This is a genomic window from Ruania halotolerans (assembly GCF_021049285.1).
Lineage (GTDB): Bacteria > Actinomycetota > Actinomycetes > Actinomycetales > Beutenbergiaceae > Ruania > Ruania halotolerans.
Genome location: NZ_CP088017.1, coordinates 2,763,743 through 2,787,241 on the forward strand (window position 1 = coordinate 2,763,743; position 23,499 = coordinate 2,787,241).

A 23,499-nucleotide genomic window follows, 5' to 3' on the forward strand; every position below is an offset into this window, starting at 1 on the left:
CGGTACCCGGTTACGACCGCCCGTAGGCCTCAAGGAGGCGCAACCACACCTCGCTGATCGTCGGGTAGGCCGGCACTGCGTGCCAGAGCCGATCGATCGGCACCTGGCCCACCACGGCAATCGTGGCCGCATGTAAGAGCTCTGCGACATCTGGGCCCACGAATGTGACCCCGAGTACCACCTGCCGCTCGGTGTCCACCACCATCCGCGCCTTGCCGGTGTAGGAATCCGCGTGCAGAGCCGCACCCGCGACCCCGCCGAGATCGTAGTCCACCACCTCGATCGGGTATCCGGCCTCCTCGGCCGCAGCGGCAGTGAGCCCCACGCTGGCCACCTCGGGATCGCTGAACGTCACCTGGGGTACGGCCTCATGATCGGCAGTCGCCGCATGCCGGCCCCACGCGTGCTCGGCTGGTGCACGCCCGGTGGCACGCGCCGCAATCACGTCACCGGCGGCCCGGGCCTGATACTTGCCCTGGTGGGTGAGCAGAGCGCGATGGTTCACATCGCCCACGGCGTACAGCCAGTCGTACCCGTTGACTCGCATTGTCTCGTCCACATCCAGCCACTGACCATCGCGCAGGCCGACGTTGGCCAGGCCTAGGTCGTCGGTGCGTGGGCGGCGCCCCGTCGCGGCGAGGACCTCATCGGCCTGGACCACCTGACCGTCGTCGCAGGTGAGGCGGACCGAACCAGTCTCGGCGTCCCGTGCCGCTGCCGTGACGCTCACCCCGGTCCGCACGTCCACCCCCGTCTCCCGCAACGTCTGGGCCACGAGCTCACCGGCGAACGGCTCGTTTCCTGCAAGCAGCTCGCCACGCACGAGCAGGGTGACCCGTGCACCCAGGTCGCGGTACGCCGTCGCCATCTCCACGCCGACCACTCCACCGCCGACAATCGCGAGATGATCGGGAATCTCCTCGGCGCTGGTGGCCTCGCGGGAGGTCCACGGGGATGCCTCGGCGAGCGACTGCGGCACCTGAGCGTCAGTGCCGGTGGAGATCACGACGGCGGAGCGTGCGCTCACCTCGACGACGCCGTCGGCGGTGGTCACCTCGACCGTGCGCTCTCCGGTCAGCCGCCCATGACCGCGGAGGAGCTCGATGCCGGAGTCCTCAAGCCAGCGCACTTGCCCAGCGTCATCCCACCCGCTGGTGAACGAATCCCGCCGAGCGAGCACTTCGTCGCGATCGACCATCGCCGAGCCCTCAGGCAGGTGAACGCCGGATCCGCGCACGTGAGCCGCCGCTCGACGCGCCGCGCCCGAGCGGAGCAGCGCCTTCGAGGGCATGCACGCCCAGTAGGAGCACTCGCCACCGACGAGCTCGGACTCGATGATCACCGCGCTCAGACCACCGGCGACGGCGCGTCCGGCCACGTTCTCTCCGGGCGGGCCGGCACCGATCACCACGACGTCCCATGTACTCATCCCAGACTCCTCTCGACCGCCATCCGGCAAACACTGAGCCGATGTCACCGGCTCAGACTACGCTCGTGGCCATGTCTGTGAGCAGCTGCGCGAGCGCACCCACCCGCCGGAACGCGACCTCGTGATCGAGTTCGAGAACGTCACGAAGAGGTTCGATGACGGGACCGTCGCGGTCAGCGGTGTGGACCTGGTGATCCCCTCCCACCAGGTCACGATCCTGGTGGGTTCCTCTGGATCGGGAAAGACCACATTGCTGCGGATGATCAACCGGATGGTGGAGCCTACCTCCGGGACAGTGCGTATCGACGACGAGAACGTCGCCGACCTGGACCCGGTGGCCCTGCGGCGGCGGATCGGATACGTGATGCAGAGCGCTGGCCTGCTCCCGCATCGAAGGGTGCTGGAGAACATCGTCACAGTGCCCCGGTTGAACGGCATGGGGCGTGCGGAGGCGGCCGAACTCGGGCTGTCCTTGATGGACACGGTCGGACTGGACCGAGGACTTGCCGGACGTTATCCCAGTCAGCTCTCCGGCGGTCAGCAACAGCGAGTCGGAGTGGCCCGCGGACTGGCCGTGGACCCGAACATCCTGCTCATGGATGAACCGTTCGGCGCCGTGGACCCGATCGTGCGCGCCGACCTACAGAACGAGCTGATCCGGCTGCAGGGCACTCTCGGCAAGACCGTCGTCTTCGTCACCCACGACATCGAAGAGGCCTTCTTACTCGGTGACCAGGTGGTCATCCTTGAGCAAGGTGGCGTGATTGCCCAACAGGGAAGTCCCACCGACATCCTGGCGGCGCCGGCGAGCGATTTCGTCGCCGACTTCATCGGATTCGGACGCGGGCGGCGCGCGCTGCGCGTGGAGGATCGCGACGGCGTCCGGGTAGTCGTGGACGAGAACGGGCGCCCGGCCGGGGTCCTCAGCGAGGATGCGGCGTCGTCGTGACCTGGCTCCGGGGCAATACCGACCTCATCCTCGATCTGACGGTCGAGCACATTCTGCTGAGTCTGCTGCCGATCGTCCTCGGGTTCGTGATCGCCATCCCTCTCGGGCAGCTCGCTTGGCGGCAGAAATGGCTGCGCGGTCCGATGCTCTCCCTGGTGGGGCTGCTCTACACGATCCCCTCGCTCGCGCTATTCGTGCTCCTCCCACCGCTGCTCGGTATCGGCTTCCTCAGCCGGGCGAATCTGATCGTGGCCCTGACGATCTACGCGGTCGCGCTGATGACCCGATTTGCCTCGGACGCGTTCGCCTCCGTCGATACCCAGGTACGCCAAGCCGCCGTGGCGATGGGGTACGACGGCTGGCGGCGCTTCTGGGCGGTGGACCTCCCGCTCGCGGGCCCGGTGTTGTTGGCCGGGTTGCGGGTGGTTGCCGTGAGCACCGTCAGCCTGGTGACGGTCGGTGTGCTGGTCGGTATCAGCTCCCTGGGTTTTCTGTTCACCGACGGTCTTCAGCGCAATATTCCGATCGAGATCTTCACGGGCATCGTGATGACAGTGGTGACGGCGCTCGTGCTGGACGGGTTACTCGTTTTGCTCGGCCGCTGGCTGATGCCGTGGTCGCGTAGCGGTGCCCGCGGATCGGACGCCGGACGGCGTGACGTGGTCGATACCGAGGTAGCGCGATGAACCCCTTTGCCGATGCGTTCGCGTGGCTCGTGGCCCCCGAACAGCATGAGGGTGCGAACGCTATCGCCGCCCGGCTCGCCGAGCACATGCTCTACTCCGCTGTCGCCGTCGCCATCTCCGCCGCGATAGCCATCCCGATCGGGTACGCCATCGGGCACACCGGGCGCGGTAAACAGATCGCCGTCGCCTTCTCGGGTGCCGCGCGCGCCCTCCCGTCTCTAGGGCTGTTGACCATCCTGACCCTAATCGTGGGTATCGGGCAGGCACCCGTCGCTGCGACCATCGTTTTCGTGGTGCTCGGTGTGCCCTCGGTGCTCGCCGGGGCGTACGCCGGCGTCGAGGCCGTGGACGATGACGTGGTCGACTCCGCCCGGTCCATGGGGATGACCGAATGGCAGATCCTGATTCGCGTGGAGGCCCCGATCGGACTTCCATTGCTCATCGGTGGTCTGCGCAGCGCCACCCTGCAGATCGTCTCGACGGCGGTGCTCGCCGCCTACGTGGGCCTCGGCGGGCTCGGCACATACATCCTGCGAGGGATCAGCCTGAACAGCTACGAGGAGATGCTCGGCGGAGCGCTCGTGATCGTGGCACTCGCCCTCCTGCTGGACGCAGCCTTCTCGTTGGCCGCGTGGCTCGCCGGGCGCACCTCCCGTCGGCCTGCGCGGAATGCGAGCATGCCGCCAGTTGTTGCCAGAACGCACCCCCAGGAAGGAACGTCATGACAACGCCCCCCTTGCGCCGTCGATTCGGACGCATCCACCCCCGCCGGTTCGCCGGCGCCGTCGCGGCAGCGTCCGCGCTGACACTGCTCGCCGCGTGCGGAGGATCCTCCGACCCCCTGGAGACCGGTGACGATGAGACACCAGCTGATGCCGACTCCTCCGTGGTGGTGGTCGGATCGCAGGCGTACTATTCCAACGAGATCATCGCCGAGATCTACGCTCAGGTGCTCGAGGGTGCCGGCTTCGAGGTAGAGCGGCAGTTCCAGATCGGCCAGCGGGACAGCTACCTCGCAGCGATGGAAGGCGACGAGGTGGACCTCATCCCGGAATACTCCGGGAATCTGCTCCAGTTCTACGACTCCGAAACCGAGGCACGCAGCCCGGAGGACGTGGCCGCAGCGCTGCCCGAGGCATTGCCCGAAGGGCTCGCCGTGCTGGACTACGCCGAGGCACAGGATGCCGACTCCTACAACGTGACCACGGAGTTCTCCGAGTCGAATCAGATCACCTCACTCGCCGACCTCGCCAACTACGACGGCGAGATCACCATCGGCGGCAACGCCGAGCTGGAGTCGCGCCCCTACGGCCCCGAGGGCCTGGCAGAGTTCTATGGTGTGGAGGCCGGTTTCCTCACCATCGGCGACAGTGGCGGCCCGCTGACCAAGGACGCCATCCGGGACGGCACCATCACCATGGGTGACATCTACACCGCTGATCCTGACCTTGCCTCGGGCGAGTTCGTGACACTCGAGGATCCGGAGAACATGATCCTTGCTCAGAACGTGATCCCGCTGGTGGACGCTGCGCTTGCCGAGGACCTCGCCGCGGAACTGGGCCCGGTGAACGAGGCACTCACCACCGAGGATCTGATCGCGATGAACGCCCGCAGCGTCGACGAACAACTCGACTCCGCCACGATCGCCACGGACTGGCTCGCTGAGGCAGGACTGGCCTGAGGCCCGGCGTGCGATGAGCAGTGTCAGTTCGATCCTGAGGGACGGATTCAGTCGGGTCACCGAGGAGTTGCACGCCGTCCTCGGTGACCCGCACCGCCTCACGCCGGAACACCTGGTGGCCCGGCTCGATCCAGACGCGAACACGATCGCCTGGCTCGCGTGGCACCTGACACGCGTGCAGGACGACCACGTCAGCGAGGTGGCCGGTCTCGAGCAGCAATGGACCGCTGGCGGCTGGGCTGATCGCTTCGACCTGCCGTTCGAGGTTGCCGACCACGGTTTCGGTCACAGCAGCGCCCAGGTGGCACAGGTGCGCGGGTTCAGCGCTGCCGACCTGCTCGGCTATCACGACGCCGTCAGCGCGGCCACGACAGGTATTCTGAGCCGGCTCGACGAGGCAGACCTGGACCGGGTGGTCGACGATGCCTGGGATCCACCGGTGACCTTGGGGGTGCGGCTGGTGAGCGTGCTGGCGGAGGGTCTCCAGCATGTCGGCCAGATCGCCTATATCGCCGGCGTCCTGGAACGGTCGGGGCCGGCCGGCTCACCGCAGGCCGAGTAGATCAGACGGCGTCCGGCCGCCCAGGCCGCCGCGGGGGCTTGTCTCTGCCGAATACCGCTCGGGCCTCGGCCGCGAGGATCACCGATCCTGCCACAACAACTCCCGTTCCTGAGGCGATTTGGTCCCGTTCGCCCTGCTCGGCGAGGTCCGCGGCGAGGGAGATCGCATTCGGCAGGCTCGCCTGCACGTGTACCTGATCAGGATCGAAGACGTCACGCGCAATCTCGGCGAGGTCGTCGGCGTCCATCGACCGCATCGAGGTGGACTGCGTGATCACCACCTCATCCAGTACCGGCTCGAGCATCGCGAGGATCCCCTCGGCATCCTTCTCCGCCATCACGCCCACGACTCCTACGAGTCGCGTGAACGCGAACGCCTCCTGCAGCGCCTGCACGAGCACGCTCGCACCGGCCGGGTTGTGCGCTGCGTCAACGAGTACTGCGGGACTCGAGCGCACCAGCTCCATCCGGCCGGGTGAGGTGGCATCGGCGAATGCTGCCTCGACTACGTCCGCGCCGAGCGCTCCTCCGCCGAGGAACTGTTCCACCGCCGTCAAGGCGATCAGGGCGTTCTGCGCCTGGTGCGCACCGTGCAGCGGGAGGAAGATGTCGGTGTACAAACCACCGGTCCCGCGCAGGTTCACCAGTTGGCCGCCAACGGCCACCGCTCGTTCAGCCACCTCGATGTCGTACCCCTGGGCCACCACCCTGGCTCCGCGATCGACGGCACGCCGGGCGATCACGGCGGCAACCTCGTCTTCCTGCTCGGCCGTCACCACCACGGCCGGCGGATCCAACGCCTTGATGATGCCGGACTTCACCTCAGCGATCTCCTCGATCGAGTGCCCGAGCCACCTCTCGTGATCGCGGGCAATGGGCGTCAGCACAGCGACATCGCCATCGATCACGTTGGTGGAGTCCCACTCCCCGCCAAGTCCCACCTCAACCACTGCCACGTCCACCGGGGCGTCCGCGAACGCGGCGAAGGCGAAGGCGGAAAGCACCTCGAAGAAATTCAGCCGCGGGTTACCCTCAGCCTCCAGCTGGGCATCCACGATCTGCACGAACGGCTCGATATCGTGCCAGACCTGCACGAATGCCGCGGCGGAGATCGGCTCACCATCGATCGCGATCCGCTCTCGCACATTGTGCAGGTGCGGCGACGTGAACCGGCCCGTGCGCAGCCCCATCTCGCGGAGCAGGCGCTCCACCATCCGCGCGGTCGAGGTCTTGCCGTTCGTTCCGGTCAGATGGATCGCCCGGTAGGCGCGCTCTGGGTGACCGAGCAGGTCCACCAGGGCCGCTACCCGATCAATCGTCGGCGTGATCTTGTGCTCCGGTGCCCGGGAGAGAATCTCGGCGTAGATCGCCTTGGCCTGCTCCTCTGCCTCGACGTCTGCTGCTCGCGCCGCCGCATCCGGACCGGGGGCGTCACCGGCAGCACCGCCGGTGCGGATCCCGGACGTGTCGGGCAACGACCTCCCCTGCTCGTCCTCGCTCATTGCTCCACCTTGCTGAGATCGATCCCGACCACCCGATCGTCCTCGCCCATCACCGGCGCTGCGTCCACGTGCACGTTCACCGCGAGGGTCTCCGCGGCGATGAAGTCCGTCCGATCCACCACCGCCTGCGCCCATTGGCCTGGCACCCCGAGCGCGAGGGTGATCCGGTCGGCCACGTGCAGCCCGGCGCTCTTGCGCGCGTCTTGGACCTGCCGCACCACATCGCGGGCGTACCCGTCACCGAGCAATTCATCATCCAGTTCGAGGTCGAGCACCACGAACCCACCACCGGGCAGCACGCCCGCGGCGATCGTGTCACCGAACCGGTCCTCGATCTCGGTGGTCAAAGTGAACTCGCCCTCCTCGAGCGCGATTCCGTCCACGCTGACCCGGCCCTCGGCGTCCTGCTGCCAGGCTCCACTGCGCGCCCCGGCGATCGCCCGCTGCACATCCTTGCCGAGGCGCGGCCCGGCCGCGCGGGCGTTCACCGTGAGCTTGGTGTACACGCCGTACTCTGCCGCTGCACCGTCGGAGAGGTCGAGCACGGCCACGTCCTTGACGTTGACCTCCTCGGCCACCAGATCGGTGAACGGGGCGAGAATCGTCGGGTCGGTCACGGCCGCCCGCACACTACGCAACGGCTGGCGCACCCGTAACTGGTTCGCCTTGCGCAACCCGTGCGTCACGGAGACGACGTCCCGCACGGCGTCCATCGCCGTCACCAGGTGCTCGTCTGCCACCAGGGCCGCCGCAGCGGGGTCGGCCTCGGCGGATGCACCAGGGACGGGCCAGTCGCTCAGGTGCACACTGCGCCCACCGGTCAGGCCACGCCAGACCTCCTCGGCGATCATCGGCGCGAGCGGGGCCAGCACTCGCAGCAGCACCTCGAGCGAGGCGTAGAGCGTGTGATATGCCCCCTCGTCCTCATCCCAGAACCGCTGCCGCGAGGTGCGCACGTACCAGTTGGTGAGCATGTCCAGGTGCTCGCGCAGCCTGCCCACTGCACCGGCGATCTCATAGGACTCCAGGTCGGCGCGAACGTTCTCGACCAGTGACCGGGTACGCGCCAGCACATACCTGTCCATCTCATCGAGGTCAGGCACCTCCTCGGGTCGCGGGGCGCGCGCGTCGATCCCGGTGCCGTCGTTACAGGTGTTCGCGTAGAGGCTGAAGAAGTACCAGGTGTTCCACAGCGGTAGCAGCACCTGGCGGACCTGATCGCGGATCGACTCCTCGGCCACCACGAGGTTCCCGCCGCGCAGCACCGGCGAGCCCATCAGCGAAAGTCGCACCGCGTCCGAACCATGCTGGTGGAACATGGCCATCGGATCGGGGAAGTTGCGCAGCGACTTGCTCGCCTTGCGGCCGTCATCGCCCAGGATGATGCCGTGCGAGACGCAGGTGCGGAACGCGGGCCGGTCGAACAGGGCGGTGGCCAGCACGTGCAGCGTGTAGAACCAGCCGCGGGTCTGCCCGATGTACTCCACGATGAAGTCACCCGGGTAGTGGTTCTCGAACCACTCGGAGTTCTCGAACGGGTAGTGCACCTGGGCGAACGGCATCGATCCGGAGTCGAACCACACGTCGAACACGTCCGGGATCCGGCGCATCGTGGCGTTCCCAGTCGGGTCATCCGGGTTGGCACGGGTGAGCTCGTCGATGAAGGGGCGGTGCAGGTCCCTCACCTGGACGCCGAAGTCGGCCTCCAGCTCGGCCAGGGAGCCGTACACGTCGATCCGCGGGTAGGCGGGGTCGTCGCTCACCCACACCGGGATCGGAGTGCCCCAGTACCTGTTCCGGGAGATGGACCAGTCACGGGCTCCTCCGAGCCATTTGCCGAACTGACCGTCCTTGATGTGCTCAGGAACCCAGGTGATCTGGTCGTTGAGTTCGACCATCCGGTCCCGGAACTCGGTCACCTTCACGAACCAGGAGGAGACCGCCCGGTAGATGAGGGGGTTCTTGCAGCGCCAGCAGTGCGGGTAGGAGTGGTCGTACGTCTCGTGCCGCAGCAGAACCGCACCCTGACCGGTGGCGCCGCCGGTGCCAGCCTTCAGGTCCTTGATGATCTGCGGGTTGGCGTCGAAGACGTTCATCCCGGCGTAGTCGGGCACCTCTGCGTCGAACTTCCCGGCGGAGTCCACCGGTGTGGCCGGCTCGATGCCTGCGGCATCGGTGACCACCTTGTCTTCTTCACCGTAGGCGGGAGCGATGTGCACGATGCCGGTGCCGTCATCGGTGGTGACGTAGTCGGCGAGGAGCACCTGGTGGGCATTCTCCCGGCCGGCGAAGTAGCTGAACGGCGGCGCGTAGCGCGTGCCGGCCAGGTCGGCGCCGCGGACGGTGGCGAGAACCTGCGGCTCCTCCCCCAGCTCCCGCGCATAGGCGGCCATTCGTGCCTGCGCCAGCACGAAACGGCGCCCATCCCCGCCGGCCACGAGCACGTAGTCCACCTCAGGGTGGACGGCGGTGGCGAGGTTCGAGGGAACTGTCCACGGGGTGGTGGTCCAGATCAGCAGGTGCGCCCCGGTGAGTTCGACACCAGCGGCTGCGGTCGCGGCGCGTTCGGACGGTTCGATGATCTGGAAGCCCACGGTGATCGCCGGATCCTGACGCATCTGGTAGACGTCGTCGTCCATCCGCAGTTCGTGGTTGGACAGCGGTGTCTCATCCCGCCAGCAGTAGGGCAGCACGCGGTAGCCCTCATAGGCCAGCCCCTTGTCGTAGAGGCTCTTGAACGCCCAGAGCACCGACTCCATGTAGGACAGATCGAGCGTCTTGTAGTCGTTCTCGAAGTCCACCCACCGAGCCTGCCGGGTGACGTACTCCTCCCACTCCTTGGTGTAGCGCAGTACGGATTCGCGGCATTCCTTGTTGAAGGCCTCGAGCCCCATCTCTTCGATCTGGGTCTTGTCGGTGATGCCGAGGATCCGCTCAGCCTCGAGCTCCGCAGGCAGGCCGTGCGTGTCCCAGCCGAACCGGCGCTCCACTCGCTTGCCGAGCATCGTCTGGAACCGGGGCACGACGTCCTTGACGTACCCGGTCAGCAGGTGCCCGTAGTGCGGCAGCCCGTTGGCGAACGGCGGTCCGTCATAGAAGACGAATTCGTTCTCACCGTTCTCACCGGCGGGGCGGTTCTCGATCGACGCGGCGAACGTACCGTCGTCCTTCCAGTACGCCAGCACGTGCTCTTCGACGGCGGGGAAGCTCGGGGAGGGCTGCACGGCCTCGGCCTCGGTGTGGCGCGGGTAGTGCAACTCGTGGCGCTCGGTGGTCATCTGCGCTGTCCTTCGACGGTTTCGATCCTCCTCGAGGACGATTCGCACCCGAACGGGTGCGACCGCGGTACCACCTCGTTTGCCACGGGCGCCGAGTCGACGCACGCAACCACTTCGTTCCGGGCTGTGACGGGCCTACCCGTCCGGTTCTACTGAGCCCCGCTGGTAGGTGGGGCCGTTCTTCCGGAAGGCTCACCGGTGATGGCCGGGTCAGTGCCTGTGCAGCCAGTCTAGCCTGAGCCGAGCCCTCTACCACTCCTTGAGCTCTCGCGGCGCCGCCGCGTCCCCGAGCTCGGCGCGGGCCCGCGCGTGCAGGTCCGCCAGGTCGACCTGCCCGGCAACCCGTGCATGCAGCACCTCGCCCAAACGGGTGTCCGCCACGGCGGTCACCTCGACGCGGTCGACACCGGGCTGCCGCTCCAGCCACGCAGCCACCTCCCTCAGGTTGACCCGGTGTCCGCCAACGATCACCGTTCCGTCTCCACGGCCGGCGAGAGTCAGTCGGCCGGCCGCATCGAGACGTCCCCGGTCCCCGGTGTGCGTCCAGGGGTGTTCTCCGGCGGCGCGCCACGGTGAGCACACCATGACCTGGCCCACCTCCCCACGAGGCAGGATCTGGCCGGTGACATCCTGGATCTCGAGTGTCACACCCGTCGCCGGGCGGCCGACAGTCGCCGGGTCTGCGGTGAGGTCTGCTGGGCGGGCGATGGTGACCGTCCCGGATTCAGTGGTGCCGTAGTAGTTGACGAGCACCTCACCCGCGATGGCCCGGACCTGCTCGACGAGAGCGGTGGAGGTCGGTGCCGATCCCACCACGATGCGTCGCAGCGGCAACCGGGGACTGTCCGGCCCTGACATCAAGTCGGCCAGTTGGGTGGGAAGACCGACCCAGGTTGCCACCCGATGGTCGACGATCGCGGCTCGACCGTGATCGCCATGGCGGGAGGCACCAAGCAGCACTGGCGCCCCCACCAGGAGACCGGCGGCGAGCGCGGAGAGGCCATGTCCATGGCTCAGCGGTGCGGCCACGAGCATCGGCTCACCCCGCCGGGCTCCCAGAGCCGCGGCGAGAGAGATGACCGTCGGCACCTGCGGCCAGCCGACGCTGCGCTCGGTACGCGAGTGCGGGGCGCCGGTGCTGCCAGAGCTGTGCACCACGAGCGCTGCGGCGGCGGGTCTCTTCCGTGGCCGCGGCACCACGCTGTCAGGGCGTAGCAGCGCCGCGCGCACGTCCACCGTGCGCCCCGTTGCGGTGACCGGCGCGTGAAGCGGGCCGTCGTGCAGAATCACCCCCACGTCGTCAGCCAGGGCTTGTCGTCGGGCCTGATCACCGGCTCGTGGGCTCAGCAACGTCAAATCGATCCCGAGGGCGCCGGCCGCGATGATCACGGCCACCAGGCCGCGATGGTCACCGAGGATGGCCACCGCACGCGGTGGCGGGTCCCCGATCGCGGCCATGATCCGCTGCACGGCAGTACCGAGCTCGGCCCCGGTGACGGCACCGTCGTCGTCGAACAGGAGGGGATGGTCCGCCGACCGGTGGACTGCCCACAGACCCACACCGGCGAGGGTGCTGCCGTGCCGGACCAGCGCCGCGAGGGCAGGGAGGTCACGTGGGCGTGGGCGTATCGCCCGCGCCAGAGCAGCGGCCTCGGGCACGAGATACCAGCGTGAGCGGGTGACTCGGGCGAGGGCAGCGTGCCGTGACCCTCGCCGCGCCCTGCGAGCCAGGCCCCGGGGCCGCGTCACCACCGCCCTCGCAGGATCGCCGAGCCAAACAACCGATCGGCGGCCGCCGGGGCCGCGGCACCGATCAGCCCGCCGGCACGCGCCCACCACGGGGAGATCAGCCGAGGCTTCTCCACGATCGCCCGGCACACCAGGGCAGCGGCACCGTCGGCAGTCAGACCTGGTGCGCGCGCATAGGCGGTGGTTGGCGCACTCATCGCCGTATGCACCAACGGGAGGTGGATGGAGGTGGCAGCAACTCCCTCGGCACTGAGTTCGGGGGCGAGTGCCCGCAACCACGCCTCGAATGCCGCTTTGCTCGCCGCGTAGGCCGAATAGCCAGGGCTGGGCACGTCAACGCTGGCGGAGGAGACCGAGATCAGGTGCCCCGACCGGGCGGCCGTCATCTCCCGGAGCAGCGGCAGCAGCAACGCGATCGGACCGAGTGCGTTCACACCCATGAGGCGCTGCACGTCGTGAAATCTGTCGAGGTACTGCGCAAGCGGGCGCCGGATACTGTGCCCGGCATTGGAGATCACGACGGCGGGGGTGCCGCATTCGGCAAGCATCAGTTCCGCTGTGGCACGGGCGGCAGCCGGGTCACGCAGGTCGATCCGGTAGGTCGACGCTGTGCCGCCGCTGGACCGAACCTGCTCGGCGGCGGCGTCCACACCATCACCGCGGGCTAGCAGCACTACGTGCGCGCCCACCGCACCGAGCCGGATCGCCACACGCTCCCCCACTCCGCGGGAAGCGCCGGTGACCACCACGACGCGGCCCTGCACGGCGGCACGTACCGCGTCGGGTCCTGGGCCGAACCCGGCCATGCCGAGGATGGCGCGTATGCCGATCGGCCATCCGGATCCTCCCGGCGCAGCCTCACCAGGCATCGCCTCGCTCATGCGCTCAGCAAATAGTCCTCGGCGTCCTCGTCCCAGCGCAGGTCCACCACTCCGGCGGAGGCGTCCTTGCAGAACTGCAGGAAGTTGCGATACCCCAGTGCCTTCTCGCTGAAGTCGGGGCGCCGCTTGCGCAGGCGGTTCTTCAGGCTGGAAAGTGCCACAGGCCCGTCGGATTCGGTGACGACGGCGCGCAGCAGCGCGAAGGCATCTTCCCGCTCTCCGTGTGCCGGTACCGAGACCTCGGGGTCACCCGCCGCAGGACCTGCGGACAACTCCACGAGGCCGCGTTCGGCGAGGTGGCGCAGCACGTCCCCGAACGTGCGGTACCCGTGGTCGGATTCGCTGAATGTCGGATCCTTGCGCAGTAGTGTGCGCTTGAGCACCGAGGCGGTGACGCTGCCGCCGGTGGATGATTGCAACCCTGCCAGAGTCTGCGCAACGAGCACCTCAAGCGAGCCTGCGTCCTCGGATCGGGGCGTCTCGTCCTCAGCCGCGGTCTCCGGCGGTGCACTCGGCACCGGCTCGTCCCCGGCAGCCGGCGGCGCGGTGGCGGCACGCTTTGCTGAGCCGCCACCGGATCCTTGGGCGCCACGGCGCCCTCGTCCACGGCGTTCGGTGGGTTCACCCTCTTCGGGTACCTCGACGCCCTCGAGGCGGTCGTAGAACAGGAACTCATCGCATGCTGCCGGCAGCAGCCGTGATGTCGACTGCTCCACCCCCACGCCGATCACTCGCTTGTTAAGTTCGCGCAACTTGTGCACGAGCGGGGAGAAGTCACTGTCGCCGGTGCACATCACGAACGTGGAGATGTACTCGCGTTCGAACGCCATCTCGATCGCGTCGACCACCATTTTGATATCGGCGGCGTTCTTGCGGGATGCGCCCATCCGCTGCGGCATCTCGATCAGCTCCACCTGGTGCCGGGTCAGGGAGCGCCTGTCCTCGTCGAAGAAGGACCAGTCCGCGTAGGCGCGGCGCACCACCACCCGACCTCGGATCGCGAGTGCATCGGCGATCGGTCCGAAGTCGAACGTCATCCCACCCAGGTGCTCGCGCGCCCCGAGCGCGAGGTTCTCGTAGTCGAGGAAGACGGCCAGTCGTTCTTCGGATTCCATGACCACCACTCTATGGGCGCGAGAGCATGCGCACCGTCAGGGTTCCTCCGTGACTTGCGCCCTGCGCCGTAGCACCGCTCGCGCCTGGGCGAGTAGCGGTTCGTCGATCATCTGGCGGCCGTGCCGGTGCACGCCACCGCCGTCGGGCGCAGCGGCGAGCACCTGCTCGGCCCACCGCACCCGGGCAGGGTCCGGCCGGTACGCCTCGCGCACCACGGACACCTGGTCGGGGTGCAGGCATGCGGTGGCGGCGAACCCGGACGCCGCCGCGTCTTCAGCTTCGGCGCGCAGACCCACGTGATCGTCCAGTTCGAGGTGGACGGCGTCGATCGCGGCCTTGCCGTGGGCGCCGGCGGACAGCAGGATCCGCGAGCGCGCGTGCCGGACCACCGGACGGTACGGCGCCGCCACGCCGGAGGTGGAGACGGAGAATCGGCTGGAGGTGCCACCCAGTGACGCCATCAGGTCCTCCGCGCCCCACATCAATGCCACCACAGCGTCCAATGCGGCGAGTTCGGGGGCAGCGAGCACTCCGCGTGCGGTCTCGCAGAGCACCACCACGTCGAGTCCGTCCAGCGCGGCAAGGTCGTCGGGACCGGACGCCTTCGCGAGCATCACCCGGGTGTAGCCGGCGCGGCGCACAGCGTGGACGTCGTCCTCGTGATCGGGTGTCCCGGCAGGGTTCACCCGCACCATCGTGCGCTCGGGGTCGAGCGGATGGGCGAGCACCCGATCACGAGCCGTGGCGCGCTCGGCGGCGGGGACCGCGTCCTCGAGATCGAGGATCACACCGTCGCCGCGTTCGGCCGCCTTGGTGTACCGATCGGGGCGGTTCGCGGGGCAGAACAGCAGGGCAGGGCCGGGTATCGAGGCCATCAGGCATCCTTTCGGTGGTGCCGGTCGCCGTCGGTCTGCGGCACGAGAGGCGTCTGCCTTGCATGTCCCTCGCTCGTCCACATCAGGGCCGCGCGCACGGCCACGGCCACCACTGCGCCGTCCTGGTTGCGGCCGGTGTGCTCCAGCCGGGCGATCCCCTGCCCCGGCCGGCTCGCCGACAGCCGGGTGCTCAACACCACCGTCTCCGCGTACAGCGTGTCTCCATGGAACATGGGGGCCGGGAAGCGCACCTCCTCGAAGCCGAGATTGGCGACTGTCGTGCTCTGGGTCAGGTGCCCCACGGAGAGGCCCACGAGCGTGGCGAGGGTGAACAGGGAGTTCACCACCGGCTTGCCGAACGGTTGGGTGGCACACCAGGCCGCGTCCAGGTGCAGCGCCTGCGGGTTCATCGTGGCCGTGGTGAAGAGCACATCGTCGGCCTCGGTGATGGTTCGCCCAGGGGCGTGCCGGTAGCGCACGTCCAGTTCGAGTTCGTCGAGATAGCGGCCGCGCTGGACCTCCTCACGCATCGGCTGCGCGGGCAGATCCCCCTGATCGGGTCGTGGTGAGGTCTGCATGCTGGCTCCTCATGGTCCTTGGTCTGTCTCGGCTCTCGCTCCGGCTCCGGCTCGTCTCAGGTCCGTCTCAGACCTGCGCCGGTGACGCCCAGTTCGCGCGCGATCACCCCGAGCTGAACCTCGGTGGTGCCTTCCCCGACCTCGAGGACCTTCGCGTCCCGGTAGTGCCGGGCCACGAGGTTCTCGTTGAGGAATCCGTAGCCACCGAAGATCTGGGATGCGTCATGGGCGTTGGCCACGGCGGACTCCGCGCCGAGCAGCTTGGCCAGCGAGGCGGCCATCTTGAACCGCTCCCCCACCTCCATCAGCCGCGCTGCCTCCACCCACGCCAGTCGGGCGGTGTGCACGCGCGCCTGCATCCGCGCCAAGGTGAACGCCACATGCTGGTTGGCACTCAGCGCACGGCCGAAGACCTCGCGTTCCTGACTGTGCCGCAGCGCCTCCTCGAGGCAGCCTTGAGCGGCTCCGGTGCACAGGGCGGCGAACGCGATCCGGCCCTCGTCCAGGCACGCGACGGCGTTGGCGTAACCGCGGCCACGTTCACCGAGCAGGTTCTCCTCCGGCACCCGCACGTCGGTGAACGTGAGCGGATGAGTATCCGAGGTGTGCCAGCCGACCTTGTCATACGCTGGGCCGACTTCCACTCCCTCCGCGGGCACCGGAACCAGGAACGCCGAGAGTTCCGGCGCTGTGGTGCCATCGGATCGGGTGCGTTCGCCGGTCACCGCGGTCACCGTGATCAGGGTGGTGATCGCGGTGCCGGAGTTGGTGATGAACTGTTTCGTACCGTTGATCACCCAGTGCCCGTCGATCAGTTCGGCGGTGGTGCGGGTTCCACTGGCGTCCGAGCCGGCATCAGCCTCGGTGAGCCCGAAGGCGGCGAGCGCCGCACCCCGGGCCAGGCTCGGCAACCAGGTGCGCTTCTGCTCCTCGGTACCGAACCGCAGCAGGGGCACCGCACTGAGCCCGATCCCGGCCTCGAGGGTCACCGCGAGGCTCTGGTCCACGCGGGCGATCTGCTCCACCGCGAGGCAGAAGGCGGTGTAATCCGGACCGGTGCCGCCGTACTCGGGCGGGAGGGCAAGCCCGAACAGGCCCATCGCGCCCATCTCGGCGATGATCTCGTACGGCAGTTCACGCCGTGTGTCGTACTCGTAGGCCACCGGCCGCACCACGGTATCGGCGAACGTGCGGACCTTCTCGGCCAGGGCGAGATGCTCGGGCGTGAATCCGTAGGGCATGAGCGTGACTCCTTCGTCAGATCTTGTGGATCGTTGCGCTCGGCCCGTCTGAGTCTTGTGGACTCTCGGGGCCGGTGACATGGCCAATCATCTGGTCTGCTCTGACCAGATGGCCGACGGCGACGTCAACGGTGATGATACCGGCGCACCTGGCCCGAATCTGGTGTTCCATCTTCATCGCTTCAATCGTGACCACCAGATCACCGGACTGCACCAGTTCGCCCGACTCCACGTGCACCGCCACCACGGTGCCCGGCATCGGAGTGCGCAGTTGTGGGCCGATGGGATCGGCCCGCGCTCCGGTGGAGACATGTCGGGGCCGGGCGGTCAGCACCGTCGTCCGGCCCGTCAACCGCACCCAGGTGTGGTCCTGAGCCTCGAGGATCCACACCTTCTCCATCAGCCCATCGATCTCGAGCCAATGACCGCACGGATCGACAACGTCGGGGATACCGCTGCCATCGATGGCAGCACGGCGCCCCGGGTCGTCGATAGATCCAGAGACCACCACCCGAGCATCGGTAGGAGGGCCGCTCACCTGAACCCGCGAGTTATCACCGGCGAACACATACTCCACCGGCTCGGCCGGGCCGAGCCGCCATCCGGATGGTCTGCGCCACAGATCGTCAGTCCAGGTGCGGGCGTGCCGGGTCAGGGCGGCGGCGATCAGCGCACCGGAATCCACCTCCGGTTCCGGGAGTTCGAGCCGGTCGAGGAACGTGGTGTCCGCCGTCCCTGCCGCGACCTCCTGCCTGGCGAGCACCGCACGTAGGTAGTCGGCGTTGGTGTGCACCCCGAGGATCACCGTCTCCGCGAGCGCCCGGTCCAGCCGCGCCAGCGCCTGGTCCCGGGTAGCGGCATGGGCGATCACCTTCGCCAGCATCGGGTCGTAGTCGGTGCCGACGGTGGTCCCCGGTTCGAGCGCGTCGTCCACCCGCACGCCATGCGGCCAGTGCACCACGTGCGCCGTCCCCGCCGCGGGGAGGAAGTCCGCCTCGGGGCGCTCGGCGTAGATGCGTGCCTCCATCGCCCATCCCTGGGCGGGCGAGCGCCCGAGGCCTGGGTCTAGCGGCTCCCCTGCGGCCACCCGAAGCTGCCACTCCACCAGGTCGACGCCGGTGATGGCCTCGGTGACGGGGTGCTCCACCTGCAGCCGCGTATTCATCTCCATGAAGGCGAAGTCATCGGGGCGCCCGGCCGGCAGCAGGAACTCCACTGTTCCAGCGCCCCGGTAGTCGACGCTGCGGGCCACCTCCCGGGCCGCGGCGCAGATTCGCTCGCGGGTCCCCTCATCGAGTAACGGCGAGGGCGCCTCCTCGATCACCTTCTGGTGCCGCCGCTGCAGCGAGCACTCCCGCTCCCCCAGCGAGACGACCGTGCCGTGCTGATCGGCGAGCACCTGCACCTCGATGTGCCGCGGCGATTCCACGAGCCGCTCCAGCAGGAGCCGATCGTCACCGAATGCAGCATGCGCGATCCTTCTCGCGGCAGCGAGCGCCTCCGGAAGATCGGCGAGGTCGCGCACCACGTGCATACCCTTCCCGCCACCGCCGGCAGAGGGCTTCACCAGCAACGGAACACCCAGGCCCGCGGCGGCAGCGAGCAGTTCGTGATCCCTGGTTGCACTGGCCGCCTCGATGGTCGTATCGCCGCCGGTGCTGACGGTGCCGTCCTCAGCTACGCCTCCGATCACCGGCACACCGGCAGCAGCCACCCGCTCCTTCGCGAGGATCTTGCTGCCCATCACCTCGAGGGCACCCGTGCCTGGGCCGATGAACACCAGCCCGGCATCCTCACAGGCCCGCGCCAGTTCAGTGCTCTCGCTGAGGAAGCCGTACCCGGGATGCACCGCCTCGCACGCCCCACGCCGGGCGGCGGAGATGATCGCCGCCACGTTCAGGTAGGACTCGCTCGCCTTCGCCGGCCCGATGCGATAGGCGGCGTCGGCAGCGCGAACATGCGGGGCGCCGTCGTCGGCATCGGAGTACACGCCCACTGCACGCACCCCCATCCGCGTCAGCGTGCGGGCGATCCGGACGGCGATCTCGCCCCGATTGGCGATCAGCACATGGGAGAACACGGCGCTCACATCCGGAACAGGCCGAAGCCCGGTTCGCCGAGTGGTGTGCGAGAGCAGACGTCCAGGGCGAGACCGAGCACAGTGCGGGTCTGCGCGGGGTCGATCACCCCGTCATCCCACAGCCGTGCCGTGGCGTAGTAGGGGTTGCCCTGGCGTTCGTACTGCTGCCGGATAGGCGCCGCGAACGCCTCCCGATCCTCGGCGGGCCACTCCTCGCCCTGGGCGGCGGCTTGGTCGGCGCGCACGGTGGTGAGCACCGCTGCCGCCTGGGAGCCGCCCATCACGGAGATCCGGGCACCGGGCCACATCCATAGGAACCTCGGCCCGTACGCTCGCCCGCACATGGAGTAGTTGCCGGCCCCGAACGATCCGCCGGTCACCACGGTGAGCTTCGGCACCCGGGTGGTGGCCACTGCGGTGACCATCTTCGCCCCATGTTTGGCGATACCGCCGGCCTCGGCATCCCGGCCGACCATGAATCCGGAGATGTTCTGCAGGAACAGCAGCGGGATGCCGCGCTGATCACACAATTCGATGAAGTGGGCGCCCTTGAGTGCGGACTCGCTGAACAGCACCCCGTCGTTGGCGAGGATTCCTACGGGATGGCCGTGGATGTGAGCGGTGCCGGTGACCAGCGTGGTGCCGTAGGCGGCCTTGAACTCGTGCAGTTCGGAGGCGTCGGTGATGCGGGCGATGATCTCGCGCGGGTCGGCCGGGGCCGCCGCGTCGGCGGGGACTGCGCCGTACAACGTGGCTTCATCAACCGCTGGGTCGCGTGGCTCGGTCACGTCCCATATCGGCGGCGGGGACGGCGGGAGGGTGGCCACGATGTCGCGCAGGATGGCCAGGGCGTGTGCGTCATTCTCGGCGAGGTGGTCCACCACGCCGGAGGTGCGGGCGTGCAGGTCGCCGCCGCCGAGTTCCTCGGCACTGACCTCCTCCCCGATCGCGGCCTTCACCAGGGGCGGGCCGCCCAGAAAGATCGTGCCCTGACCGCGCACGATCACGCTCTCGTCACTCATCGCGGGGACGTACGCGCCGCCGGCCGTGCAGGAGCCGAGCACGGCGGCCAGCTGCGGGATCCTGGCCGCGGACATCCGCGCCTGGTTGGCGAAGATGCGGCCGAAGTGCTGCTCATCTGGGAACACCTCGTCCTGCATGGGCAGGTAGGCGCCGCCGGAGTCGACCAGGTAGAGGCAGGGAAGGCGGTTCTCGAGGGCGATCTGCTGCGCACGCAGGTGCTTCTTCACCGTGAGCGGGTAGTAGGTGCCGCCCTTGACGGTGGCGTCATTGGCGATCACGAGCACGTGCCGCCCACCCACCATGCCGATGCCGGCGATCACCCCGGCGCCGGGGCAGGCATCGTCGTAGAGGCCCCACGCCGCCAGCGGAGCGATCTCGAGGAACGGGCTGCCGGGATCGAGCAGCGCCGTGATCCGCTCCCGCGGGAGCAGCTTGCCCCGGTCGATGTGCCGCTGCCGGGACCGTTCCGGGCCGCCACGGGCCACGGTGGCGAGCCGTTCTCTCAGTTCGGCTGCCAGGGCGCGCTGGGCTGCGTCATTGGTGGTGAACTCCGCGCTCGCCGGATCTGCGGCGGTGGTCAGAATCGTCATCGACTCTCCTTCTCCTGGTGCGGGGATCGCCCGCACGCTCAGGATGCCACGACCGTCCTCACCCCACCCTTTCGAACGCACGGGGAGTGCGGGGGTTGGGGGTCAGGGGAGATCGAGGAACGCCCTGACGGCGGCCAACCCGTCGTAGTGCACCTCACCCGGGTGCAGCTCCGGGTGGGCGATCCGATGTGCCTCCCAGTCCGCTCGGTTGAGCCGGTACGCGCGATGCTCCACGGCGTCCCCTTCGCGGACCTCGCGCATGCAGCCATTCTCGCGGTAGCCCAGGCGCCGCGAAACGGCATTCGAAGCGGCGTTGTCCACCCAGGCCGACGTGCGCGCGACCTGCGCCCCGAAGCCGTCGAAGGCCAGGTGCAGGACGAGTGCCCGCATCCGGGTGCCGATCCCCTGCCCCTGATACTCCCGGCCCAGCCATGATCCGGTGCCGAGCGTTCGCGTGGTCGGCACGTCCTTCCCGCCAACCGCCTGGATGCCCACCGGACGGCCCTGATGCAGCACAGCCAGTTCCAGCCCCCACGCGTGCGAACTCATTTCGGCCCGCACCTGCCACTGGTAGCGCAGCACGCCACGCGCGATCTCCTCGGGCGTGCCGCGAGTCCAGGGCACCATGAACGGCATGGCATCGGGTTGGTGCACGCCGCGGGAGGCGAGCTCGGCCAGCTCCACGAGCAGCGCGTCATCGAGATAGCGCAGTTCCAGATCACCGGTGCGTACCTGCAGTCCAGCCGGGGGCCAGAGGGCGATCAGGCGGTCAGCGGTGGTGGTGGCCGTGGCTTGATCCATCTACCCACGCTAGCGACGCTTGATCCTCCAGTCGCCGGATTTTCTGCGTGCTCGAGCACAGCGGCCCGTCGGGCCATGACTGTTCGTTCCGTGTTCACCCGAGCGGCACAGGAGGGGCCTAGCGTGGTCATCGCGGGCTGGCTCTCCGCCGCCCACCCACCAGGAAGGACACAGCGTGCAGATCTACGCCCATCGCGGGGCCAGTGCCGAGCGACCGGAGAACACCCTGGCAGCGTTCGCCCGTGCCCTCGAGCTCGGCGTGACGGGCCTCGAGCTGGATGTGCATCTGAGCGCCGACGGCGTCCCCGTGGTGATCCATGACGACACCCTGGACCGGACGACGTCGGGCACCGGACCGGTGGGCGCGCACACCGAGACCGAGCTGGCCCGGCTGGACGCCGGGTCCGGCGAACACGTTCCGACCCTCAGCGAGGTGCTGGAACTGGTGGGCGAGGCGGCGCAGGTGAACGTCGAGATCAAGGATCCGGCCGCCGTCGATGCCGTGGCCCTGGTGACGGCGCAGCACCCCCGGGTGCGCTGGTTTGCCTCCGGCGGACACTGGGAGGCACTCGCGCACCTGACCACCTTGGTGCCGGGTCTGGCGGCGTACCCGCTGAGCCTTGGCCACGTGGGCAACGAGTCCGCGCTGCTGGACCGCGTACGCGCCTCCAGCCCGGACGCCGAGCCCGCGGTGCGCACGATGCTGGAGCGGATCGGAAACCTGCAGGAGGCGATCTCCTTCGCGCAGGCCCACGGTCAGGGGGGTGTGTCCGTATGGGAGGAGAACCTCACCGCTGGCGATGTCGGCGCCATCCAGTCCCAGGGCCTGGCGGCGTGGGTGTGGACGGTCAACTCCCGCGAGCGTGCCCGTGAGTTGATGAGCCTCGGCGTTGATGCGCTGTGTACCGATGATCCCGCGATGGCGCTCGAGGTCGTGGCAGGCGGCTGAACACCGGCCGCCCCGAGGCCTGGGTCTCAGAGTCCTGCGTTCCGGGCGACCTGTGTATTCGAGGCCTGCGCCACCGGCCGGATCACCATGGAGTCGATGTTCACATGCCGTGGGCGGGTCAGCGTCCACGCGATCGCCTCGGCAATGTCATCGGCGGTGAGCGGGTTCTCCACCCCGTCGTAGACGGCGGCGGCCGCGCTCGCGTCACCGAGCCGGTTCAACGAGAACTCCTCAGTGCGCACCATCCCGGGGGCGATCTCGATCACCCGGATCGGTTCGCCGTTCAGCTCAAGCCGCAACGTGGTGGCGATGGCCCGTTCGGCGTGTTTGGCCGCCACGTACCCGCCCCCTCCGGGGTAGGTGTCGTGCGCGGCGGTGGAGGTGAGCACCAACACGTCCCCGCCACCGTCGGCTCGCAGCGCAGGGAGCAACGCCTGCGTCACTCGCAGGGTGGAGAGCACATTGATTCGGTACATCTCCTCCCAGTCATCGACGTCCCCACGCTCCACCGAGTCCGCTCCGCGCGCACCGCCGGCATTGTTGACCAGCGCAGTCAGCCCGCCACCGTCAGCCACATGCGCGGTGAGACGAGCAACGCCGTCGGGGTCGGTCAGATCGGCGGCCACCACCTCGCACCCGGTCTCCTCCGCCAGCGCCCGTAGGCGCTCCTCCCGGCGCGCCGTCGCCACGACGGCGAACCCTCGCTCCCGTAGCGCCCGCACCGTGGCGGCACCGATTCCCGTCGAAGCGCCGGTCACCACGGCGCGCGGCTGTGTGCTCATGCACTCATCGTGTCACGGTGCCAAGCACCCTCAGAGCGTGTCGCAGACGGTTCCCCAGTTGGTGTGGCCAATGGTCGTCTGACGCCAGAACGAGGCTGAGTAGTGGCCGTACCCGGCGTAGGCGGAGACGCTCCGGGTCTGGCCATTGGTGTACGAGGAGGACGATCCTGTCGCGATCGTGCTGCCCGTACCGCAACCTGAGGACGACGAGCGCTGGTAGATCCGGATGAAGCCTGTCCGACTCCCAGATCCGCGGTAGGTGAACGACGACGTCACATAACTTCCGGAACGACTGAGGCAGATCGTGCCGGGGCCTGACGTCGAGGCGCAGGCCGATGCCAAGGCCGCGAGATCAGCCGTTGTCGGGTTCTGTGCGGATTCCAGTTGTGTGGCCGGCATGCAGTCCTCCGATCGCTCAACGATCGGGATCGTGAGTCCCGCGGGAGCACCGTCACTCTCTGGCACAGTGGTGTACCTGATGTCGATCGAGACGAGTTCACAACCACGGGCGGCCGAGTCGGCCGCCCAATCTGTGCTGTGTGCTTCCTCGTCCAGGGCTTGTGCCCAGGCGGACCACTCGGCGTCACTGGAGGACGCCGTCGGGGCATCGGAGGCAGACTCCGACGGCGTGTGCTCTTCTGCAGAGGCCGGGTACGCCGGCCCGGCGAGGAGCGAGACTGCGGCCATCGCCAGGCACAGGGCTCCTGCAGCGGCAGCGCGGGATCGGAGAGGTGAGGAGGAGTGCATC

The 23,499-nt window shown here is 68.5% G+C and carries 20 protein-coding genes; 6 read left to right on the top strand and 14 right to left on the bottom strand.

Translation table 11 applies throughout. The features are described from left to right. Positions 1–10: 10 nt before the first annotated feature. Positions 11–1,429, bottom strand: a complete 1,419-nt coding sequence (locus tag LQF10_RS12310) for a dihydrolipoyl dehydrogenase family protein (RefSeq protein WP_231064140.1) — start codon at positions 1,427–1,429, stop codon at positions 11–13. A gap of 121 nt (positions 1,430–1,550) precedes the next feature. On the opposite strand from LQF10_RS12310, the gene LQF10_RS12315 reads away from it, so the two are divergent. Genes LQF10_RS12315 through LQF10_RS12335 form a run of 5 tightly spaced genes read left to right on the top strand, consistent with a single transcriptional unit; the run spans position 1,551 to position 5,307 of the window. Next, positions 1,551–2,378: an ABC transporter ATP-binding protein gene (locus LQF10_RS12315; RefSeq protein ID WP_231064142.1), complete on the top strand. Its 828-nt coding sequence runs from the start codon at positions 1,551–1,553 to the stop codon at positions 2,376–2,378. Further along, positions 2,375–3,064: an ABC transporter permease gene (locus LQF10_RS12320; protein WP_231064144.1), complete on the top strand. Its 690-nt coding sequence runs from the start codon at positions 2,375–2,377 to the stop codon at positions 3,062–3,064. The genes LQF10_RS12315 and LQF10_RS12320 overlap by 4 nt, the downstream gene beginning before the upstream one ends. Continuing rightward, complete coding sequence (locus LQF10_RS12325; protein ID WP_231064146.1) at positions 3,061–3,789, top strand: ABC transporter permease; 729 nt, start codon at positions 3,061–3,063, stop codon at positions 3,787–3,789. Before LQF10_RS12320 ends, LQF10_RS12325 begins: the two co-directional genes overlap by 4 nt. After that, on the top strand, positions 3,786–4,745 hold the full coding sequence (locus tag LQF10_RS12330) for an ABC transporter substrate-binding protein (protein WP_231064147.1): 960 nt from the start codon (positions 3,786–3,788) through the stop codon (positions 4,743–4,745). Before LQF10_RS12325 ends, LQF10_RS12330 begins: the two co-directional genes overlap by 4 nt. A gap of 13 nt (positions 4,746–4,758) precedes the next feature. Continuing rightward, complete coding sequence (locus tag LQF10_RS12335) at positions 4,759–5,307, top strand: mycothiol transferase (protein ID WP_231064148.1); 549 nt, start codon at positions 4,759–4,761, stop codon at positions 5,305–5,307. A 1-nt stretch (position 5,308) separates the two neighbouring features. On the opposite strand, the gene LQF10_RS12340 is transcribed toward LQF10_RS12335, so the two are convergent. The 11 genes from LQF10_RS12340 to LQF10_RS12390 all read right to left on the bottom strand — a co-directional run bounded on the left by LQF10_RS12340 (position 5,309) and on the right by LQF10_RS12390 (position 21,020). Further along, positions 5,309–6,808: a bifunctional folylpolyglutamate synthase/dihydrofolate synthase gene (locus LQF10_RS12340; protein ID WP_231064149.1), complete on the bottom strand. Its 1,500-nt coding sequence runs from the start codon at positions 6,806–6,808 to the stop codon at positions 5,309–5,311. Further along, positions 6,805–10,086 (bottom strand): isoleucine--tRNA ligase, encoded by a 3,282-nt coding sequence (ileS, locus tag LQF10_RS12345; protein WP_231064150.1) that lies wholly within the window; start codon positions 10,084–10,086, stop codon positions 6,805–6,807. Before ileS ends, LQF10_RS12340 begins: the two co-directional genes overlap by 4 nt. A 249-nt stretch (positions 10,087–10,335) precedes the next feature. Beyond that, positions 10,336–11,745 (bottom strand): class I adenylate-forming enzyme family protein, encoded by a 1,410-nt coding sequence (locus LQF10_RS12350; protein WP_231064151.1) that lies wholly within the window; start codon positions 11,743–11,745, stop codon positions 10,336–10,338. 86 nt (positions 11,746–11,831) lie between these two features. Further along, positions 11,832–12,716: an SDR family NAD(P)-dependent oxidoreductase gene (locus tag LQF10_RS12355; RefSeq protein WP_231064152.1), complete on the bottom strand. Its 885-nt coding sequence runs from the start codon at positions 12,714–12,716 to the stop codon at positions 11,832–11,834. Continuing rightward, positions 12,713–13,831, bottom strand: coding sequence for a PIN domain-containing protein (locus LQF10_RS12360; RefSeq protein ID WP_231064153.1), 1,119 nt, complete (start codon positions 13,829–13,831; stop codon positions 12,713–12,715). The genes LQF10_RS12355 and LQF10_RS12360 overlap by 4 nt, the downstream gene beginning before the upstream one ends. Positions 13,832–13,867: 36 nt before the next feature. Beyond that, a complete protein-coding gene (locus tag LQF10_RS12365; protein ID WP_231064154.1) occupies positions 13,868–14,707 on the bottom strand; it encodes an HpcH/HpaI aldolase/citrate lyase family protein in 840 nt (279 codons plus the stop codon). Beyond that, positions 14,707–15,237, bottom strand: coding sequence for a MaoC family dehydratase (locus LQF10_RS12370; protein ID WP_231067326.1), 531 nt, complete (start codon positions 15,235–15,237; stop codon positions 14,707–14,709). Before LQF10_RS12370 ends, LQF10_RS12365 begins: the two co-directional genes overlap by 1 nt. 104 nt (positions 15,238–15,341) lie before the next feature. After that, entirely contained in the window at positions 15,342–16,526 is a 1,185-nt protein-coding gene (locus LQF10_RS12375; RefSeq protein WP_231064155.1) for an acyl-CoA dehydrogenase family protein, read from the bottom strand. A gap of 16 nt (positions 16,527–16,542) precedes the next feature. Continuing rightward, positions 16,543–18,615 carry an acetyl/propionyl/methylcrotonyl-CoA carboxylase subunit alpha gene (locus LQF10_RS12380; RefSeq protein WP_231064156.1) on the bottom strand — a complete coding sequence of 691 codons (2,073 nt, stop codon included), beginning with the start codon at positions 18,613–18,615 and terminating at the stop codon, positions 16,543–16,545. Beyond that, positions 18,612–20,219, bottom strand: a complete 1,608-nt coding sequence (locus LQF10_RS12385) for a carboxyl transferase domain-containing protein (protein WP_231064157.1) — start codon at positions 20,217–20,219, stop codon at positions 18,612–18,614. The genes LQF10_RS12380 and LQF10_RS12385 overlap by 4 nt, the downstream gene beginning before the upstream one ends. A gap of 102 nt (positions 20,220–20,321) precedes the next feature. Beyond that, positions 20,322–21,020 carry a GNAT family N-acetyltransferase gene (locus LQF10_RS12390; protein WP_231064158.1) on the bottom strand — a complete coding sequence of 233 codons (699 nt, stop codon included), beginning with the start codon at positions 21,018–21,020 and terminating at the stop codon, positions 20,322–20,324. A gap of 175 nt (positions 21,021–21,195) precedes the next feature. Here LQF10_RS12390 and LQF10_RS12395 point away from each other — a divergent pair, with 175 nt between their 5' ends. Continuing rightward, the gene (locus LQF10_RS12395; RefSeq protein ID WP_231064159.1) at positions 21,196–21,969 is read left to right on the top strand and encodes a glycerophosphodiester phosphodiesterase; all 774 of its coding nucleotides are present in this window, start codon (positions 21,196–21,198) and stop codon (positions 21,967–21,969) included. Between the two features lie 26 nt (positions 21,970–21,995). Here the strand turns inward: LQF10_RS12395 and LQF10_RS12400 are convergent, their stop codons facing one another. Beyond that, entirely contained in the window at positions 21,996–22,751 is a 756-nt protein-coding gene (locus LQF10_RS12400; RefSeq protein WP_231064160.1) for an SDR family oxidoreductase, read from the bottom strand. A 30-nt stretch (positions 22,752–22,781) separates the two neighbouring features. Beyond that, entirely contained in the window at positions 22,782–23,438 is a 657-nt protein-coding gene (locus LQF10_RS12405; protein WP_231064161.1) for a hypothetical protein, read from the bottom strand. Positions 23,439–23,499 lie beyond the last annotated feature (61 nt).